This window comes from Mesobacillus jeotgali (assembly GCF_002874535.1).
GTDB classification, from domain to species: domain Bacteria; phylum Bacillota; class Bacilli; order Bacillales; family Cytobacillaceae; genus Mesobacillus; species Mesobacillus jeotgali.
The window spans coordinates 27,483-48,453 of the sequence record NZ_CP025025.1 but is presented as its reverse complement, the minus strand read 5'-3'; the positions used below and the strand labels follow the sequence as shown (position 1 = coordinate 48,453).

Genomic DNA, 20,971 nt, shown 5'->3' with positions numbered 1-20,971 from the left:
TAAAACGTTGGCTCATGTTCTTCTATAATAGAAGTCATGATAATTTATTGTTTGTTGACGCTTGTTTGTTTAGTTTTCAAAGAGCAAAATGTGTGCGCCGCTCAGAAGCGACTTTAATAATTTATCACATTACAGCGTTGAATGTCAACAGCTTTTTTGATTTATTTTTTTCATCATCAAAATGTTGTTAACCTGTTCGCGACTGTTTCTATATACTATCACCGGAGCTGCCCAGAGTCAACATGTTTAAACCATGAAAAAATTGGGAAATGTAATCACTTTTCGCTTTTCTTCTATATATAAAAATACAAAACAGCCAGCCTCCATACAGGAGACCGGCTGTAATTAATTCTTATTTAGAAAACGAAATGATATTCTCGTCTTTCACATCTACATTGCCCTTCTTATTAATGACAATGCTTTCGCCTTCTGCAAGGTTTGTAAATACAATCGGAGTGATAATTGAAGTTGCGTTTTCCTTGATGTAATCAAGATCAACCTTCAATAACGGCTGTCCTTTTGTCACTGTGTCATTTTCAGAAACAAGTGTTTCGAATCCTTGTCCCTTCAAATTCACTGTATCGATACCAACATGAATGAGAATTTCCCGTCCAGAGTCTGACAGAATTCCAATCGCATGCTTTGTCGGGAACAGGTTAACGATCTTACCGTCTACCGGTGATACAACTGTTCCTTCAGCAGGCACGATAGCAAAACCGTCGCCCATCATCTTGCCTGAGAACACTTGGTCAGGTACTTCTGTAATTGGCAGGATTTCACCTTTAATAGGAGAAACGAATACATCTGCATTAGCATCTGCATCATGGTGCGTTTGCAGTGCTTCTGGATTTACTTCTTCTATTTGTTGTTCAACCTCTGTTGCCTGGTTCGTTTCCACCGGACGAGGTCTTTTACCGTTTATGATATCTCTCATTTGACCTTTAATTGTCTCAGAACGCGGCCCGAAGATTGCCTGGATGTTGTTGCCGACTTCAAGCACTCCGGCAGCACCCAGCTTTTTCAGGCGATCTTTATCGACGTTGTTAATGTCATTTACAGATACACGAAGTCGAGTGATACATGCATCAAGGTGGGCGATGTTTTCTTTGCCGCCCATTGCGTCAAGTACTTCATATGGAAGGTCTCCAGCTTGTCCTTTTGCTCCGCCTTCTTCTTCATCCTCATCCACTGCTTCGCGGCCAGGAGTCATCAGGTTAAACTTGCGGATTGCGAATCGGAAACCAAAGTAGTAAATTACTGCAAAAACTAAACCAACCGGAATGACAATCCATGCATTTGTCTGCGGATTGATCAGACCGAACAGGATGTAGTCAATTAGACCACCCGAGAAAGTCATACCGATTTTTACATCTAAAAGGTGCATAGTCATGAAAGATAGACCTGCAAAGATTGCGTGTACTCCAAATAGTACTGGTGCTACGAACAAGAATGAGAACTCAAGTGGTTCTGTGATCCCTGTTAAGAATGAAGTCAAAGCAGCAGATACCATCAAGCCGCCGACTACTACTTTTCTTTCCGGACGTGCTTCGTGATAAATTGCCAATGCTGCTGCAGGAAGACCAAACATCATGAATGGGAATTTACCAGTCATGAACGTACCAGAAGTCAGGTCTTGTACGTTATCCGCAATCTGCGCCATGAATATACGCTGGTCACCACGGACAACATCGCCAGCCAAAGTAGTATACTGACCAAATTCATACCAGAATGGTGAATAAAAAATATGGTGCAAGCCGAATGGAATCAAGGAACGTTCAACTACTCCAAAGATAAATGCTGATAGTGTCAAGTTAGCGTGAACCATGTTTTGCGAGAATGCATTCAGGCCATTTTGAATTGGCGGCCAGATGACAAGCATTGCCAGACCAAGCAAAATTGCAGTTCCTGCTGTGATGATCGGCACAAAACGCTTACCAGCAAAGAAACCAAGATAAGATGGCAACTCAATTTCAAAGAACTTGTTGTAAAGTGCAGCGGCAATTATACCTACGATAATACCGCCGAATACACCCGTTTGCAGGGTTGGAATACCGAGAATGTTCTGGTAGTTAAGACCGTTAACATCCTCTGGCGTGATTTGAAGAACAGTACCCATTGTCACATTCATGATCAGGTAACCGATAATCGCCGCTAGACCGGCAACACCTTCACCACCAGCCAAACCAACAGCTACACCGACCGCGAACAAGAGCGGCAGGTTTCCGAAGACAACGTCACCGGCTTTCTGCATGACTGCAGCTACCATATCGACGCCGCTGTTATCTAAAAATGGAGCAAGCTCCAGCAAAGCAGGGTTTCTAAGCGCAGCACCAAGAGCAAGCAGAATACCTGCTGCTGGAAGCAATGCAACTGGAAGCATGAGCGCTTTACCTACTTTTTGAAGAACACCAAAAGCTTTCTTAAACATTAGGAATACCTCCTGTAATTTTTTCTCCTAAAGCGGTTACAAACATTAAAAAAACAAATAAAAAAGGCATGAGAAAGATGTAGCGAAAAGAAGCATACGGATATAGTACCCATAAAACTCCATTTCAATTACATTCTTTACTCATGCCTGATCGAATCAGTAACACGTAAAAAATCATAACTTATTTAACTTTTTTCTGAAGCCTTTGCAAATGCATTGTCAGGTAGACGGCTTCAGCATCGCATACTTGTTTTTTCAAGGTCTGCTGCATCACTTTAATGAGTTTCCACGAAAGATTGTAGCACACTGGATATTCTTCTTTCAAGAGGGTTGCAAATTTTTCTGGTTCCTCAACTGTTTCGCCATTATTAACCCTTTCAATCGCGAAACGTATATGGCGCACAAGCCGGGTGTAATCAATACCCTCTTTGTCGATTTCGACTTCCAGGTTTTCCTCAATCATTTGTACCAATTTTGTCACAAGCTGCGAGTGTTTGTTCACATCGGATAAGTTTCGATTCATTACGGCGCTATGAATATGAAGGGCGATGAAACCTATTTCACCATCCGGAAATTCAATCCCTGATTTATCCTTAAGAAGCTGAACAACTTCTTGGGCTATCCGGAACTCAGTCGGATACAGAGTCTTTGTTTCGACTAAAAATGGATTTTTAAAATCCAACCCATTTGCAATTCGATTCGCAGCGAACATCAAGTGATCCGTCAACGCGACATGGATGTGTTCATTCAATTGGCTAGCTGCTCTCTTTTTGATCAGCTCAATAGAAGATATGATCGCCTCGTGCAGATCGTTCTCAACGAACGGCAATAGCTTAATGTAGTTTGCCTGCTCTCTTTCATCTTTGAGGACAAACATTTTTTCCGCCTGCCCCTCTTCGATCAAATCTCCCTTTTTCCGGTTGAACCCGATTCCTTTGCCGATCAGGATGACTTCCCCGAAAGCGGGGTGGTCCGCTATCATGACATTATTGTTCAACCCTTTTTTCACTACAATTTGGTCCATCCTGTATCCCCGTTTCAGCTTGTTCTATAGAAATATCGTATATAAGGGAGATTTATAAGTCAATCTCAACCATGGTTCATACCCACCTCAATTTTTGGCAAAAAAAGAGCCAGCCTCGCCGGCTGACCCTGTCTACTATTCTGTTAAAAATACGAAGTAAAGCACGAAAATCACAAAGAACAGATACATAATCGGATGTACTTCTTTTGACTTCCCTTTAACAATCATCGTGATTGGGTAAAAGATGAAACCTGCTGCAATCCCTGTTGCGATGCTGGATGACAGCGGCATTGCGATCATTGTCAGGAATGATGGAACGGCGATTTCAAATCGGTTCCATTCAATTTTACCAAGAGAAGAAACCATCAGGACTCCAACGATAATCAATGCTGGTGCTGTTACAGCAGAGGTAACGACTGAGAGCAGCGGGAAAAAGAATAGTGCTAACAGGAAGAATCCAGCCGTTACAAGCGAAGCAAATCCACTTCTGGCTCCAGATGCTACACCAGCGGATGATTCAATATATGAAGTCGTCGTTGACGTACCGAAGATCGAACCAACAAGAGAAGCAATTGAATCAGCGAAAAGCGCACGGCCCGCGCGCGGCAGCTTGTTGTCTTTCATCAACCCAGCCTGGTTGGCAACGGCTACAAGAGTTCCTGCGTTATCAAAGAAATCAACAAACAGGAATGTCAGGATGATTCCGAGCATTGTTGCTGTATAGAAAGATGGATCACCAAAAGCGCTGAATACTGCGCCGAAGGTTGGCGCAACACTCGGTACTGCACCGACTACACTTTCAGGTGTTTCAATAAGGTTGAAGATCATTCCGACAATGACAGAAATGATGATCCCGAAGAATACCGCACCGTGAATGCCTCTTGTCAGCATGATGACTGTAATCAATAAACCAAACAACGCAAGCAATGTATTGCTGTTTGTCAAATCTCCTAGCCCTACTAGTGTTGCTGGATTATCGACGATGATTCCTGCATTTTTCAAACCGATGAAAGTGATGAACAAACCAATACCGGCTCCGACTGCGTGCTTGAGTTCAACCGGGATGGCATTGATCAATTTTTCCCGCCAGCCTGAAATCGTCAAGAGCAGGAAGAACACACTTGAGATGAAGACTGCTGCAAGTGCATGCTGCCAAGGTGCTCCATGGCTTAGAACAACCGTGTAAGCGAAGAATGCGTTCAAGCCCATTCCCGGAGCAAGGGAGATCGGGTATTTACCAATAAGGCCCATGATGATGGAACCGACTGCCGCTGCAAGCGCTGTCGCAACGAAGACAGCACCAGTATCCATCCTCAATGATTCCGGCAGGTCCTGTACGTCTGCCAATGTAAGGATATTGGGATTCACGATAAGGATGTACGCCATGGCTAGGAACGTAGTCATCCCGCCAATGAATTCGCGGCGATAGTTCGTGCCAAGCTTCTCAAACTCAAAATACTTCTTCATTTTCATTTCCCCCTGAATAGTATTCAGGAAATAAGACCAAAAAGAAAACGCCTCGGGTTACCGGGCGTTGACTGAAGGCATATAAGGAAGTATGGCGGCAATAGATTGATAGTTTGCCAGCCATGAATTCTATACCTCGTAGTCAAGCCATTTACGGTAGCTCGGTAGAAACTTTTGGGCCATATCCCCAAGATTATACGACGAATTATGACAAATTATTAAGTTCAGTTTCATTCTATCAGGACTTTTGCCCCTAGTCAATAAAAAAACGAACATTTTTCATGTTCGTTTTTAAATCGTTCGTATTTTACTCCCATTCAATCGTTGCAGGGGGTTTGCTCGTAATATCATAGACAACTCGGTTTACGTGGTCTACTTCATTGACGATCCTTGTTGAGATGACCTCGAGGACGTCCCACGGAATCCTGGCCCAATCCGAAGTCATTCCATCAATTGACGTTACCGCACGGATTCCGATTGTGTAATCATATGTTCTCGCATCTCCCATGACACCGACACTGCGGATGTCAGGCAGGACAGTAAAGTACTGCCAGATTTCACGATCAAGACCGGCTTTCTTGATTTCATCGCGGAGGATTGCATCTGATTCACGAACAATCTCCAATTTTTCTTCGGAAATCGCTCCAAGCACACGAATGCCAAGTCCTGGTCCCGGGAATGGCTGGCGCCAGACGATTTCATCAGGCATGCCAAGTTCAGTGCCAAGCGCACGGACTTCATCCTTGAATAAGGTATTCAATGGCTCGATCAATTTGAACTGCATATCTTCAGGAAGTCCGCCAACATTATGGTGGGATTTGATTGTCTGTGCTGTCGCCGTACCGCTTTCGATAATATCGGTATACAATGTTCCCTGTGCCAGGAACTCAATGCCTTCCAGTTTTTCGGCTTCATCGTCAAACACATAGATGAACTCATTACCAATGATTTTACGCTTCTGCTCAGGGTCGGAAACTCCCTCCAGCTTGCTGAGAAAACGGTCCTTCGCATCGACTTTAATGACATTCATATTGAAGCCGTCAGCTAAATTTTTCATGACGCCTTCCGCTTCATCTTTTCGCAATAAACCGTGATCGACGAAGATGCAAGTGAGCTGGTCACCGATCGCTTTGTGAATCAGTACTGCGACCACCGAGGAATCCACTCCCCCGCTGAGTGCACAAAGAACTTTCTTGTCACCGACCAACTGGCGGATTTTCTCGATTTCAATTTCGATGAAGTTTTCCATCGACCAGTTGCCTTCGCATTCGCAAACTTTGAAGACGAAGTTTTTCAAAAGGTCATTTCCGTAAATCGAATGGCGTACTTCCGGATGGAATTGGACCGCATATAGCTTGCGGCTTTCATCACTCATTGCCGCAATTGGACATGAAGGGTTGATGCCGTCCACCGTGAATCCCGGAGGTGACATAGTGACAAGGTCTCCATGGCTCATCCAAACAACCTGCTCACCCGGTGTTCCTTCAAATAATCTGTTCTGGTTATGAAGAGTCAACAAAGCTTTTCCATATTCACGGTTCTTAGCTTTCTCGACCTTGCCGCCGAAATGCATCGTCATCAGCTGCATTCCGTAGCAGATGCCCAGAATAGGCAAGCCCAGCTCGAAAATCTCTTCATCACAGCGGAAGGCTCCCTCATCATAGACAGAGTTCGGTCCGCCTGAGAAAATGATGCCCTTAGGATTCATTTCCTTGATTTCCGCTGCCGTGATGGTGTGTGGATGAAGCTCGCTGTAGACGCCAAATTCCCTGATCCTTCTCGTGATCAGCTGGTTATACTGGCTGCCAAAGTCTAATACAATAATCTTTTCCTGGTCTTGCAGCTCGGTTTTCATAAAGTCACCTCATTTTAAAAATAGAACGCGGAATTGGAATCGTATGTAGTTAATATGCCCATATCTGCGTTTTTGCCCATTAAAAAAGCCAGAATCCTGCCCCCATCAAATAAAAGGAAAGCAGGATTCCAGCCCGATACGAACAAAAAGAAGCCTGCCTTCATAGTCAAATCATTTAAGGTGATTTGGTAGATACTTTCGAACCATATTATCGAGGATATATGAAGGTTGTTTCTATATAGTTGCAAACATTGTATCAGTATAATATTTTAGCGGTCAAGCACTAACTTTCCTAATCATGAACTCCCAATACTTTTTCGCATTCTGCCACATTTCTTCATCCTTATCGCCGCGGTATAAATACTCTTCATATTTTTCTGTGAGCCAGCGCATCTCGTTTGTCGAGAAGAATGAGTCCACATAATTTGCATAGTCGCGCAGTGTTTGGCCTTTCTCTCTCTTAAGCCCGTATCTCTCCAACTGCATCAATAGGGCAATATAAGCTTTCTCCATGTACTTGTTTTGCTTTTTATACTTATAGAGAAGGATATACAGGACAGGAAGCCACCTTCCTCTCAATCTATACATGATCGCTGCGAACACAGCCATTACGAGTAATGTCAGGAATATTTTCATCAGGTTATCCTTCAGGAATGCTCCTGCATTTTTCACGCCTTCGGAAAAAGAACCCTTTGTCGTGTCAACCTGTGCCTGCTCTTCTGGCATTTCAGGTTTTTCAGGAGCAGCAGGTGTTGTACCTTCCTCTTCTTCTTGTCCCGTCTGAGTTTGTGAGTCGTCTTTATTGTCATACTCAAATTGAACGTTGTTTGAAAAGCCTTGCGTCGGCTCAAACGGTACCCAGCCGACACCAGGGAAATATCCCTCTACCCAGGAGTGGGCGTTGTTGTTTGTGACCTCATAAAGGCGGCGTCCATTCCCGAGTGTATCGATATATTCGCCTTCAGTGTAGCCCTTTACCCAGCGCGCCGGAATGCCAACCGAACGCATCATGACAACCATCGATGTCGAGAAGTTGTCGCAATAGCCACGCTTAGTTTCAAACAGGAATTGATCGACATAATCCTGATTCTCTTCCGGGACAGCAACAAGCGTTTGATCATATACAAATTCGTTTGAGCGGAAGTACTTCTCAATCGCCTGCGCTTTTTCAAGCCAGGTCACTTTGTCTTTCGTTATTTTCTCAGCAAGCTCCACTACCCGCTCTGGAAGCTCTTCTGGTACCTGTGTGTATTTCGAGACGAAGGCAAACTCTTCTGCCAGCTCTTCAGGTCCGGCTGCCTTAAGCTTTTCCACACTGTACACAGGGTGGTCAAAGTTAAGTGAGTATGGCCCAATTGAACCCTCTTGTCCATCAGCCTTTGACGTGATTTTTTCTGTTGTTGGATCAAGACTGAATTGGAGGGTGGAGTTACCTGCAGATGCTTCCACTTGTGTCACGCCGAGCGGATAAACAAGGTGCGGATACCCAATCTTCGGAGTGACCCTGCTCGTACGCTGTTCCGTTTTAACTTCCTCTTCAAAAGGCTGCATCGGAATGTTTTGCTCTGGTAGAAATTCTACCGGCATGGCTGTGCCTTTGTCCGTGATCCACCCTTTGCCCGTATAAACATCCTTTGTCTCAATCCGCCAGTAATGGCGTCCATCTGCTTCAGCGGTGAAAACAACCCTGTCGTCTCCGATGAATGGTCCTCCGAGAGCAGAATCATCCGTTCCGTAGCCGACTTTTTTTACGCCGCCTTTGCCATCGCCTGAATCCTCATTATACGAGGTAATGAACGGGACAGGGTCCGGCCAGATCGGATCAGCCTTTGGAGCTGCATAGCCAATTCCCACACTCAAGACGATCATGGCGACAAGAGGTATCATCCATTTCTTCGCACTTTCGAGGTTCTTCTTCACTACTTCCTTATCGGCAATCCGGTAATAGGCCAGTATTCCCATCACAGCAAAACCCGCAATGACTGTCCGGACAATTGCCGCGTCGGCTTCATAAGGACTGAATGTATCCAGCACCGTGATATAAACCAGCGTCATGAAGAAAAACACGAAAATTTGTTTCCTGTTGATCAGCCAATATTGTATCAAGTATGCCATCAGCCAAAGCAATGTAAAGAACAACAATGTACGAAACACATTCGAAATTTCAGTCCATTCGGCATTGACGATAACCACTGAATTGGCGATTACCTCATTGATCAGTTGCCCAAACCATTCCAGGCTGAAAAATGTTCCTTCAAAATACATAAAGTGAATGGAATAAAGGACGATGATGATTTTTAAGAGAGCAGACGGCAAAATTGGCATATTGAAGTAAGACATCATCAGTGAGACAAACACAAAACCAAGAAAAACACCTAAGTGGCCAGTATCTGTCAATTCCTCCAATGGCCGCAGCCACTCCCATAGCAGTAAAAAGCTGAAAATATACAGTAAAAAGAAAGTGACGTCTTTTTTGGATTTATCGATCCTCAACCTTTATTCACCTCCGAGAAGGCTTCCGCGAACTGGCCATCATGTACCATGACTAGCCGGATTCCCCTGGCATTTGCCGAGGCTCTTAAATTCTTCTCCGTTTTTGTCGGGGATTCCTGGCCATTTTTAATCAGGAAGATGCTCACCGATGCGTTTCTTTGATTATAGAAGGCAGCTTTTTCAATCAACTCTTTCGTCAGTTGGGCGGTAATCAGCATAATTGAATTGTTCTGCTGCGCTAAAAAGCTCTCCGCCTCAAGAACCCGGTCAAACGGGACGGGGCTCCCATCCTGAATTTTAGCAAGGTGATGGAGAAGCTGTTGCTGGTGGGCTTCCCCGCCGCGTGCCGGAAACGCCTTGCGTTCAGCGCTTAATGTCAATAAGCCTACCTGTGCGCCTTTTCGTAAAATTGCCCTGATAACCGAAGCTGTGAAAGAAACGACGACTTCAAAACGAGGTTCAGGGGCACAATCCATTAAAATGACCACATCATGTGACTGCCTCTGTTCGAATTCCTTCGTCATAATATCATTCCGCCTTGCAGTAGCCTTCCAGTTGATCCACGAAAAGCGGTCTCCCGGCTGGTATTCACGGACACCGATTGCCATCGATGTATCACGCTGGACTCGCTCCTTTGAGGCGGTCATCCCCTGGTCAAAATGATGGGCAACCGGCCTATAAACCATATCCTGATAAGCAGGATAAACCAGGATCTTGGTTTCAACTGGCAATACCTTTTCTTTTTCAATTAATCCAAGCGGGTCCCCTGTTTTCAACTTGATGCCCATTAATGTATGCTCACCTCGAGGAAGGTTTTCAATCGAATAGTCAAAACCGAATACCCGGTTGAATCCAGGAAACAACATCGTTTTCGCCTTTTGTAAATCCCTGTTCCCCGTAAGTGTATCACCGGCCTCTTCTTCCCCAATCGCATAAAACAGCGGGAATCCCAGTTTCCTTTCAAGCACAATGCTAGCCTTGAACTTCTCGCCAGCGTTATATTCCTGTTTCGTAAATACCCTTTCCGCCTTGATATCCTTGATGGAATAAAAAGCGAGACCAAGGGCGTAAAGAGCAAATGGCAAAAAGCTGTAAAACAGGAACCAGCTGACAAATCCTCCCTGGAACATCGCATAGGAAAACGTGATCAAGATCAATAACAGTAAAACGATGAGCTTCCAAATTTCTTTGAACTTTTGGAAATATTTTTTCATATTACTTCACGAGCCTTTGGACCGGGACAGGCACTCTCGCCAACACTCTGTTGACGACATCCTCGGTTGTAATCCCCTCGAACCTGGACTCTGATTTTAAAATGATCCTGTGGGCGAAAACAAATGGAGCCAGGTACTGAATATCATCCGGGATGACGTAATCCCTTCCATAAATGAAGGCATACGCCTGGGCAGCCTTCATCAAAGCGATCGATCCACGAGGGCTGACACCAAGATATACACTTGAATGCCCGCGGGTACGGCTAGCCAGTTCCACAATATATCGCTTAAGTGTATCGTCTACTACCACTTCTTTGATACTCTGCTGCAGATCGCGCAGATCTTCAAGTGAAACAACAGGCTGCAAGTCTTCAATCGGAAGATTCCGCTGCGCCCGGTTCAAAACTTCCATTTCCTCTTCCAGTGCAGGATATCCCATTTTCATTTTTAACAAGAAACGGTCTAGCTGTGCTTCCGGCAGTGGATATGTACCCTCATAATCAATCGGGTTCTGTGTCGCCATTACGAAAAATGGCTTGCCAAGTATATGGGTTACGCCGTCAACCGTCACACTATGCTCTTCCATTCCTTCAAGCAGCGCAGACTGGGTCTTCGGAGAGGTTCTGTTGATTTCATCTGCAAGAATGATATTGCCCATTATGGGACCTGGCCTGAATTCAAACTCCATCTCCTTTGGATTGTAAATCGAAACCCCTGTCACATCAGATGGCAACAGATCTGGTGTAAACTGAATCCTCCTGAACTTGGCGCTCACAGACTTCGCCAGTGCTCGAACCATCATCGTCTTACCGACTCCAGGCACGTCCTCAAGCAGCACATGGCCGCCGGCAAGCAATGCAATCAAGCTTAGCTCCGCCACATTACGTTTACCCGTCATGACCTTATCAATATTTCCTAGAATTCTTTCAACTGTTGGATTCATCTGATTCCGCACCGAAATTTCCCCCTTAAAATCTATTTATCTACGTTAACTATTACTTTTTTTACTCCAATATGTCTATATTCGCTATTTTCTGTAAAAATCCTGTAATACGCAGCATGAAAATATAACCACTTAGTGATAGACGGAAAATTTCGGGGGAATGTTTCATGCTAAGAATAAAAAACGCAAGCAACTCGATCTGCTCAAAGCTAACACTTCTCACAAGATAATCGAGAAGCAAACTTAAGTATGAAACTGGCTGGGCTCTTGAGCTATATAATTCTAGAGGTGAAATTTTATCATGAAATAAAAAAAACGGCATCTTCCCTAGAAGCCGTCATCAATTTTTATATGAATTCTATTTAACTTGCTGCCTTAGGAATCGCACCCATGCCCTCAAGGATGATCTTCGCATCGTTATTCAAATATGCTTCGATATCATTCCGTAAAAACAACAGCGAGTGATCCCTGACGATTACCTTCAAGCCTCTCAAGTCAAACTTTGAAGCATAGCTATTCACTGTATTGATGACCGCCATGTCTTTCCTTGTGAGCGGCTGGTGCCCAGCTTCCATCCGTTTCGTCAGAAACTCAAGCAATTCCCTCGCATTTGACTTTAAACGGCTGCGATTCTCGTTCAGGACTTCGATGTTCTCCTCCATATACATTCTTGCGGCAGCAAAATCGAGCTCCTCGACACAATTGTTGATCCTGGCAATCAAGTCCAATACGTGCATTACTTTCTCCTCCTGGTGTACAAACTCTGCTTATCTTCTATATCGGCCAATCACCCAGCCACTCCATACTTTATGTAAAAATTAGGCTATTAGACTTATACATTGCTAGGTAATAGTAGGAGATTGGTCTAAGGTATAAGATGTTATCATCCCTATTCTTCAATTTAGGAGGCGGCTGAGATTCCGGCCGCCTCCTGCTTTACATCCTGAGTTTTAGTTTTGGTATTATTCCCGCTCTATCTATGAGTCTTTCCATTCTCATCAACATAGATGGATTCTATGACGGTCCTTTCGAAAGGTTTACCTTTAGCGTCAACTCCCGTGATTTCTGTTGTCAGGTTGTATACACCTGGATCGGTGAGATCACCATCAAGCACCTTGCCTGCTTTGGATCCTTTCCCCGCTTCTTTTAGCTTCTTTTTGCCATCTCGGTCATATTTGATCCACTTTGTTTTATAGGAAGCTTTCATACTTTGATTTTTATCCTTCTTCAATTCAACATCAAGAGGACTGTCGACCCCGACCACAAACAGGTATGCCGCGGCTGGTCCTGTCACCATCCATTTCCCATCCTCTGGTTTTGAGATTTCAAACGTATGGACCCAGGCTCCTTTAAAGAAGTCACCTTTATCCTGTTCAATTTTTGCTGCCTTGTACTCCTGTCCATCTGGCCCCCTCAATTTTAGCGAGGTCATCTTCTTTTCACTGAGGAATGCCATTTGGAAGCTTTCTGCTCCATCTTCAATCACGAAGCTTTCCTTTATTGCTTTTTCAGCTTTGCCGCCTTTTACAATCTGGTTTGTCTCACGTTCTGTCATGCTCTCGGCAGCTAAGAAAGTACTCGAAACAGCTTGCTGTTCTGACATTGTATATGGTTTGAATACCGAAAAAGTATATGATCCTTCACGAATGGTCGTATGGTTCCAGGCGCCTTCCCTGATGATTGATCCGCCCGGCAAACGGGAACTCGCGACTGTGACGACACCATCATTGGAGCCATAGCTGCTTAAATACAGGCCTCCCCAATATAAGGCGCTGCCGAATGAGCCCCATTTATAACCGCCTAGTGTATAGTAGCGGTTCTTCGTAGAGTTTGAATGGCTATCCGTAATGCTGCGGAAGTATTTCATATTTCCTGTCATGAGCGAACGGGTCGCATCATTATTGTTTCCAAGCAAAGCTGCCAGCCACCAGGCTGAGCTGCTGTGGGCAAGGTCTGAAAGCTGCGTGCCATGATGAGGTGATGAAAGAGTAATGACATTCGATACATATTGGTGCGCGCTGTAATGGACGAGTGCTGTCTGGGTATCGACTCCTCCCTTGCTATAGCCTACAACAACAAGCTTTTTCTGCCCAAAGTAATCATAGATTACCTTCAGCTTTTGCGCTAACATCGCCCCATTTTCCCACATGTCCCGATCAGAATAGAGATCGATAAATGCTGTCTGATAGCCATTGGCAAGCGCGGTTTCATACATATCATTACCTTCCCACCAGACAGATGCCGAATTATTATAGCCATGGACAAATACAATTGGAGATTTAGCCGGGTCAATCCAAGACGGTTCTGCGCCTACATACCATGTTCCTGGAGTTCCGGAAGAACCCCCACCTAAATCTCCCGCTTTTGCAGCAACCGGCACCATCAGCAATAAAACCATCAATAATGACATTATTCTCTTACTCCTTCGCAAACCCATACCCCTCCCTTTTCTTCTTCAGGCCCTTTTGTCAGCAGATATTTTAAAAGAGGCCATCATTAAAGATTATTGTTCTAAGAGTCTAAAAAGAATGGGAAACTGGGCTTATTTAATTGGGAAAGAAATAACAAGCATAATAATTTTCTATCGTATGGTGATAATAAAGTCTATCCTTTTAAGAATTGGTGATAATTTGGACAGCTTGATAAAGATCCTGATACCTAGACAGTTATTTTTATTGCTTTTACTTTCAACCGGGTTGCTCAATCACGTCATTCTGATCCCGAACCTGTTATCAGCAGCTGGACGGGACAGCTGGCTAAGTGTTCTCTTGGCCTATCCTATCTCTCTTGTTTTTCTTTGGCTGATTTATTTCATTGTCAAAAAAAGTCCACATGACGGCTTCTTTTCGATGATCAGGAATAGACTTGGGAAATCTTTTTCCATCCTTTTTTCCATCCCTGTCATTTTCTTTTTATTTGCTAGCGCCTATATCACTCTTAGGGATTTAATCATCTGGCTGAATGCATACTTCCTGGCCGACACTTCTTTTTTCTTTATCAATGCGATGTTGATCGTTGCCTGTTTGTTGGTCACTCTTGCCGGAATCAAATATATGGCGATAGCCAGCGGATTCATATTGCCGCTTGTCATGATTTTCGGAATATTCATCGCACTGACAAACACAGATTTAAAAGATCCTGCCTTGCTATTTCCGGTTTTAGCTGATGGGTATTTTCCTGTTGTCAAAGGGATCGTTTATGCCTTATCCGGACTTCTGGAAATATATCTTGTGATTTTATTGCATCCATTTTCTCAGGAACGCATCAAGTTCAGGCAATTGTTCATTATGTTGACTATTCTTACCGGATTGATCTTAGGTCCACTTACCGCATCGATAATGGAATTCGGACCAGCTGAATCCGTTCATTACCGGTATCCTGCCTATGAGCAATGGCGTGTTCTAAGCATTGGAGAGTATATCTCTCATCTGGATTTTTTCGCACTGTATCAGTGGCTGAGTGGTGCCTTGATTAGAATTGGCTTGTTCATGTATCTCATTGGTCTGTTTTTTACAGATCAAAAGAAGCATTACCAATTGAACCCCAAGCTGATTGTTGCCTTATATATAACCTTATTGGGTCTGATGATGTTAAATCTAGAATCTTATTCTTTTTATCATTTCGTTTTCGCTTACTTTCTTCCGGCTAGCATGATTTTCTTTATGTTCCAAACCTTATCATCAGCGTTAATTCTGTTATTTTTCATGAAAAGGGATGAACGAAATGGCAAGAACAATAAACTCGAATCCTCCTCATAAACCAAGTCTTATAGAAAAGGCTAAAGAACAACTAAAAAACAGTCAGGATTTAGTCTGTAAAGAACACAAGACCGATATGGGCTCTTTTGAAATCGTTTATTTGGAAAGCTTGATTGATATTCAATACTTGGACCAATATATCTTGCCGAAAATTGGTACTGATTCAGAAGGTTCTCCTAAAGAGAAGCTTACAGCACTTTTTCAAGCGGCAGATGTAACATCCAAACCTTTAGAAGAGGTGATTGATTTACTCTTAGGCGGAAATGTCTTATTCCGGTTTCAAGAGGAACTGCTCAGCATCCAGGCTGCAGACCTGCCTAAGCGCCAGCCGGAAGAATCCGCACTTGAAACGTCCATTAGAGGACCAAAGGATGGTTTTGTAGAGGATTTAAAGACAAATATATCCTTAATCCGCAGAAGGCTTAACACACCTTCCTTATGTCTGGAGAAGTACACCATCGGCAAAAGAAGTAAAACAAAGGTTGCAATCCTGTATATCGATGATTTGATCGATAAAAGAGTTCTTAGTGAGATTAGGAAGCGGATGTCTACTGTTGAGATGGACATTTTAACGAGCATTTACGATCTTGAATCGAAAATCCGGGACAGGCCTCTTTCCTTTTTTCCAACAATGGACTACACAGGGAGACCTGATTTTATTGTCGAGGCACTGAACCAGGGACGGTTTGCCCTTATTGTGGACGGGAATCCTACAGTGTCTTTTGCGCCGATTAATTTGCTTTTGCAAACGAAATCACCTGAGGATAGTTACATAAGCTATGCCTATGTTTCATTAGAAAGAATAATCAGGATGCTCGGGATCACTGTTTCTGCCTTTTTGCCGGGAACATGGATCGCTTTCTCTGCATTTAATATTGAACAAATTCCTTATTTACTTGTAGCCACGATCTCTGTATCCCGCTTTGGATTGCCCTTATCGGCACCAATTGAAATGTTCATCATTCTTTCCTTGTTTGAGTTATTCAATGAAGCCGGTGTCCGGTTGCCGAGAGCGATCGGGCAGACAGTTGCTGTTCTAGGCGGCCTGATTGTTGGGGATGCAGCCATCAGGGCCGGATTAACATCACCGACGATGTTAGTCGTGGCTGCTATTACCTATATTTCATCTTTCACTTTAGTGAATCAGTCACTAAGCTCTGCAATTACCGTTATACGATTCGCTGTTATCTTTCTTAGCACTTTCCTGGGGTTATTCGGTGTAATCATCGGGTTTCTCCTGACCGTTCTTTACTTTTCGACCATTTCATCCTTTGGATCGCCTTATCTGGCTTCGATTGCTCCTATTAGCTTGAGGGAAGCCATAAAATCCTTCCTAAAGGCACCGACACAGTATTATAAGTCAAGAACCTCCTCAACAAGTCCAGACGATCCGACAAGAGGTGGAAATCATTCATGAGAAGTCGCTGTCTTATTTCTATTATTATCGGATGTGTCATGCTAAGTGGCTGCTCTAACGTTAAAAACATTCAGGATTTGACGTATATCGTTGCGATAGGAATGGACTATGACCCAGAAAAAGAAGAATATACTGCTTACCTGCAAGGGTTGAATTTTGCCAATGTTGCCAAACAAGAAGGGAGCAGGCCTACTGAACCAGTCCCAATATTCATTGCATCCGCAAAAGGAGAAACTTTGAACCTTGCAGTAAGCAAACTGTACAATCGAACAGAACCACCATTATTTTTCGGACATGTCATCACCCTTCTTCTTAGTCAAAGAATTGTTACACATCGCTTCAGTGAGGTCATTGAGGAAGTTGGCAGGAATCGCTCGCTTCGGCCTACCCTTCGAGTGATGACAACAGAGGAAAGCATACAGGAAGTTTTAAATATAAAGGCCCTTTTTAACTATCCTGCAATCTATACAGTTCTTTATAAAAAGGGGGACACCGAATTATTTCAAGATGAAATAAAACCCACTACCCTCATGGACTTCTTAAGACAATATAATGAGCCGATGGGCTCCGCTAAGCTCCCATTGGTCAAAATCGATAAAGAAAGCTGGCAGGCTGATAAAAGCTATCCGGTATTATATTTTGATGGTCTGGTGGTTTTCCAACAGCAAAAGTACACGAATTCTTTGTCTTTTAAGGAAGCAATCTTTATCGATTGGCTTTTGGAAAAGAAAGTATCATTGACCCAAAGAGCAGAAGAAGAGGGTGAACTAGCCGCCGTAGTCAAGCTTGCTTCCCCAAAATTGAAAATCAAATATGGAAAAGAAACCGATGCCCCCCATTTTTCCATTGAAGTTAGCGCTCAAGCAGATTTGCTGGAAAAGGTCAGGGACATTCCTGAAGATAGATTAAAGAAAGAAATCGAGAAGGATCTTAAAAAGAAAATAATTTCCACCTTTTCAAATGGAGTGAGAAATCATGCTGATGTTCTGAACATCGGCGAAAAATGGTACAGGACATACCCTGAAAAATACAAAGAAGTAAAAAGAACAAATACCTTTTACTTAGAGGAGGATTCCTTAGAGGACGTGAAAGTGGACGTTCAAATCCTCCATTTCAACACCTATAAATACGAGTAGGGAAGCTCCTTAGCTTGCATTATTCTAAAGATGGCCATTCATCATTTAATGAATGGCCATCTTTTTAATTTCAAAGATTATTCTCCAACGATTTTTGCATCTTTCAGCATATCCTCAGTTAGCGTAATGCCTTCTTCTTCGGCTGCCTTCTTATTAACAATCAGTTCGAGGTTTTCAGGGAAGCCTACGGGAATTTCGCTTGGCTTTTTGCCCTTCAGAATCTCCACCGCCATTTTGCCAGTTGTGTATCCAAGGTCATGATAATCAAATCCATAGGACGCAAACGTTCCGCGCTTTACCGAATCCCCATCACCGGAAAAGATCGGGATGTCCTTGTCATTTGCTACTGTGATGACAGATTCAAGTGCAGCTACAACAGTGTTATCCTTTGGTATATACAATACGTCGACACGTCCAACCATTGATTCAGCTGCCTGCTTAACTTCAGCGCTCGTTGATATGGTTGTTTCGACCACTTCCAGACCCTCTTCTTTTAGAGCCTCTTTCGCATTCTTCACATTTATGACAGAATTCGGCTCGCCATTGTTGTATATGATACCGACCTTTTTCGCATCAGGAATGAACTTTTTAATCGCTGCAATTGTATTCTTGATGGCATCTGGATGAGTATCAGATGTTCCAGTCGCATTTCCGCCTGGCTTTTCGAAACTTTGTACAAGCTCGGCAGAGACAGGATCGGTTATGGCAGAGAACAAAATCGGTATATCCTTCGTCGCCTGGACTGCCGCCTGGGCACTAGGTGTCGCAATCGCTAAAATAAGATCATTCTTATCCGAAACCAGCTTTTGGGCAATCGATGCATTGTTATTCATGTCCCCCTGGGCATTCTGATAATCAAGCTTGAGATTCTTGCCTTCCTCATAGCCAGCATCCTTAAGGGCTGCAATAAAGCCTTCTCTTGTCGCATCCAAAGATGGGTGCTCAACAATCTGGGTAATTCCGATCTTAACCATTTTTTCTTTATTGTCACCACTCGCCTGGTCGCTTCCGCCTCCGCATGCCGCAAGCATCAGCATTGCCCCGCTCATTAAAGCTGCCAATCTCTTTTTCATCCTTTGTCCTCCCCAAATTCAAGAAAATGTATGTATCGTCTTGGTGAATGAAATTGTCGACTGTCTGTCCTCCTTCTGTAAGCGTTTTTATATTATTTTTAATATTCTGATATTAACACGTGCTAGAGAGTAGGACAATAGGAGATTTAGGATTTTTTTTGCGGATTTAGGACTTTTCTATACTTACAGACAAAAAAAGATCCATCCAAATAGGATAGATCCGTGTCTTTGTTACTCATTACGTATAAACGATTCCAGTTCTGCTGATTTATTCCCATAAGGCATACGGGAATATCCTTTATGTGCACCTGCTGCATCCTTGTTTATAGCAATAAGTATTTCATTCAGAAAGCCGATCATATACTTGTATGTCTTACTAGCTGCATTGAGTACAACTTACAAGAACTTTTATACAGGGTTGGGATCTGGCTTATCTTCTTTTTTAAATAATTTCCCTTTTTCCTTTTTTGGTTTTTTTTCAACAACCTCTGACCTAAAGTCTTTTAATATTGAGAAGGACATAGCAATCAATACAAAGGTCAATGGAAAGGCACTGACAATGATGGCTGTTTGCAAAGCACTCAGTCCACCAGAGAGCATAAGTACGACAGCAGATGCTGATAGAAAAAGCCCCCAGACAATTTTCACGACATTTGGTGGATTCAAGTCTCCTTTCGCTGTTTGCATCCCTAAGACGAATGTAGCTGAGTCAGCCGAAGTAACAAAGAATGTAGTAATAAGAATTAATGTAATAATGACCAATGCACCAGAGAATGGTAAAAGGTCATATACGTAAAATAGGGCTGTTTCTAAGCTTTGACCGGATATGTTGGCACCTTCAAAGTATTCAAAGTAAATAGCCGTTCCTCCAAATACCGCAAACCAGAAGGCACAAACAAGTGTGGGAATGATGAGTACGGCAATCATGAACTCCCTCACCGTCCTTCCTTTGGAAACACGGGCAATGAATGTCCCTACAAAAGGTGCCCATGCAATCCACCATGCCCAGTAAAAGATTGTCCAGTCTTTTATCCAACCAGCTTGCTCTTCATTAAATGGAGTCAATCTTAAACCCATGCTCGGCAGGTTTTGCACATAGCTCCCAAGTGTTGTCGTAAACAGGTCAAGGACAAAGCCTGTTGGACTTAAGATTAATAACCCAAAAAGCAAAAGGACAGCTAAAATCAAGTTCGCATTGCTTAAATACTTAATTCCCTTTTGCAGACCAGTGCTGGCAGATAGGAGAAAAAGAACAGTTACAACTGCTATTATAATAAGCTGAATCGTGAAGTTATTTGGTACTCCCGCAACATAGTTTAGACCTCCATTTATCTGTGCCGCACCCAATCCTACAGATGCTGCTACACCAAAAATCGTTGCAAATACAGCGACTACATCTACGGTGGTTCCGAGTATTCCTTTTGAGCGTTCCCCTATCAAAGGCATGAGGGTTATACTCATCAGACCAGGTTTCTTTTTCCTGAATTTATAGTATGCCAGGACAAGTGCGATGACAGCGTAAATAGCCCAGGCATGAAAACCCCAATGCATGTAAGTGTATCTTAAAGCAGTTTTTGCTGCCTCAGGTGTGCCCCCTTCACCAATTGGCGGATTTACAAAATGAGAAATAGGCTCCGAGACCCCAAAGAAAAGCAACCCGATACCCATTCCAGCACTGAACAACATTGCAAACCACGTTGCACGGCTGAAGTCAGGCTTGTCCTCATCTGCTCCTAACTTTATTTTTCCATATTTGCTAAAAATCAAAAATAACGCAAACAGGAGGAAGAAAGAAGCTGCTAATTGATAAAACCATCCAAAAGTGTCTAAAAAGAATCCCTTAGCCACATCCATTACTTCACCTAATTGGATTGGAGCTACCACACCCCAAATCACAAATCCACTCGCAATGACGAGAGAAATCCAGAATACCTTTGATACCTTGTTCACTTCAGCCACTCCCCATGATGAATTTCCTTACAAGATACGGTTATCTTGCCCGAAATCAAGGCATGCATTCGCGAATATCCCCATATAGGAGGGGCATTAAATTCCCAAAATCCTGTACAAGTTCCTATTATTATGTATTTATTAAGTTACCAATAAAGAGTATGATAGAAATTAAAAAGGCTGTTTCGAAGTATACGAAAAGAGTCCTGAACA

At 43.3% G+C, this 20,971-nt stretch carries 14 protein-coding genes and 2 riboswitches; of the genes, 3 read left to right on the top strand and 11 right to left on the bottom strand.

Going from position 1 to position 20,971, the window contains the following annotated elements; translation table 11 throughout:
- Positions 1-352: 352 nt before the first annotated feature.
- The 9 genes from ptsG to CD004_RS00185 form a co-directional block, all read right to left on the bottom strand.
- Positions 353-2,428: a glucose-specific PTS transporter subunit IIBC gene (gene ptsG / locus CD004_RS00225; protein WP_102260920.1), complete on the bottom strand. Its 2,076-nt coding sequence runs from the start codon at positions 2,426-2,428 to the stop codon at positions 353-355.
- A gap of 181 nt (positions 2,429-2,609) precedes the next feature.
- A complete protein-coding gene (glcT, locus tag CD004_RS00220; RefSeq protein ID WP_102260919.1) occupies positions 2,610-3,452 on the bottom strand; it encodes a glucose PTS transporter transcription antiterminator GlcT in 843 nt (280 codons plus the stop codon).
- Between the two features lie 135 nt (positions 3,453-3,587).
- A complete protein-coding gene (locus tag CD004_RS00215; protein ID WP_102260918.1) occupies positions 3,588-4,919 on the bottom strand; it encodes an NCS2 family permease in 1,332 nt (443 codons plus the stop codon).
- Positions 4,920-5,038: 119 nt separating this feature from the next.
- A riboswitch (purine riboswitch) is annotated at positions 5,039-5,140 on the bottom strand.
- An 86-nt stretch (positions 5,141-5,226) separates the two neighbouring features.
- Positions 5,227-6,774, bottom strand: a complete 1,548-nt coding sequence (gene guaA, locus CD004_RS00210) for a glutamine-hydrolyzing GMP synthase (RefSeq protein ID WP_102260917.1) — start codon at positions 6,772-6,774, stop codon at positions 5,227-5,229.
- Positions 6,775-6,917: 143 nt separating this feature from the next.
- A riboswitch (purine riboswitch) is annotated at positions 6,918-7,019 on the bottom strand.
- A gap of 31 nt (positions 7,020-7,050) precedes the next feature.
- A complete protein-coding gene (locus CD004_RS00205; protein ID WP_102260916.1) occupies positions 7,051-9,267 on the bottom strand; it encodes a transglutaminase TgpA family protein in 2,217 nt (738 codons plus the stop codon).
- Positions 9,264-10,481 (bottom strand): DUF58 domain-containing protein, encoded by a 1,218-nt coding sequence (locus tag CD004_RS00200; RefSeq protein ID WP_102260915.1) that lies wholly within the window; start codon positions 10,479-10,481, stop codon positions 9,264-9,266. Before CD004_RS00200 ends, CD004_RS00205 begins: the two co-directional genes overlap by 4 nt.
- A 1-nt stretch (position 10,482) precedes the next feature.
- On the bottom strand, positions 10,483-11,424 hold the full coding sequence (locus tag CD004_RS00195) for an AAA family ATPase (protein WP_102264935.1): 942 nt from the start codon (positions 11,422-11,424) through the stop codon (positions 10,483-10,485).
- 362 nt (positions 11,425-11,786) lie between these two features.
- The gene (locus CD004_RS00190) at positions 11,787-12,161 is read right to left on the bottom strand and encodes a hypothetical protein (RefSeq protein WP_102260914.1); all 375 of its coding nucleotides are present in this window, start codon (positions 12,159-12,161) and stop codon (positions 11,787-11,789) included.
- 236 nt (positions 12,162-12,397) lie between these two features.
- Positions 12,398-13,834 carry an esterase/lipase family protein gene (locus CD004_RS00185; protein ID WP_158651437.1) on the bottom strand — a complete coding sequence of 479 codons (1,437 nt, stop codon included), beginning with the start codon at positions 13,832-13,834 and terminating at the stop codon, positions 12,398-12,400.
- A 220-nt stretch (positions 13,835-14,054) separates the two neighbouring features.
- Here CD004_RS00185 and CD004_RS00180 point away from each other — a divergent pair, with 220 nt between their 5' ends.
- The 3 genes from CD004_RS00180 to CD004_RS00170 are packed head-to-tail and all read left to right on the top strand — an operon-like array spanning position 14,055 to position 17,735.
- Positions 14,055-15,182: an endospore germination permease gene (locus CD004_RS00180; RefSeq protein WP_102264934.1), complete on the top strand. Its 1,128-nt coding sequence runs from the start codon at positions 14,055-14,057 to the stop codon at positions 15,180-15,182.
- Positions 15,148-16,599, top strand: coding sequence for a spore germination protein (locus CD004_RS00175; RefSeq protein WP_102260912.1), 1,452 nt, complete (start codon positions 15,148-15,150; stop codon positions 16,597-16,599). Before CD004_RS00180 ends, CD004_RS00175 begins: the two co-directional genes overlap by 35 nt.
- A complete protein-coding gene (locus CD004_RS00170; RefSeq protein ID WP_102260911.1) occupies positions 16,596-17,735 on the top strand; it encodes a Ger(x)C family spore germination protein in 1,140 nt (379 codons plus the stop codon). Before CD004_RS00175 ends, CD004_RS00170 begins: the two co-directional genes overlap by 4 nt.
- 77 nt (positions 17,736-17,812) lie before the next feature.
- Here CD004_RS00170 and CD004_RS00165 read toward each other — a convergent pair whose 3' ends face one another.
- Both CD004_RS00165 and CD004_RS00160 read right to left on the bottom strand, forming a co-directional pair.
- The gene (locus CD004_RS00165) at positions 17,813-18,808 is read right to left on the bottom strand and encodes an ABC transporter substrate-binding protein (protein ID WP_102260910.1); all 996 of its coding nucleotides are present in this window, start codon (positions 18,806-18,808) and stop codon (positions 17,813-17,815) included.
- A 408-nt stretch (positions 18,809-19,216) separates the two neighbouring features.
- Positions 19,217-20,758, bottom strand: coding sequence for a glycine betaine uptake BCCT transporter (locus CD004_RS00160; protein WP_102260909.1), 1,542 nt, complete (start codon positions 20,756-20,758; stop codon positions 19,217-19,219).
- Between the last annotated feature and the right edge of the window lie 213 nt (positions 20,759-20,971).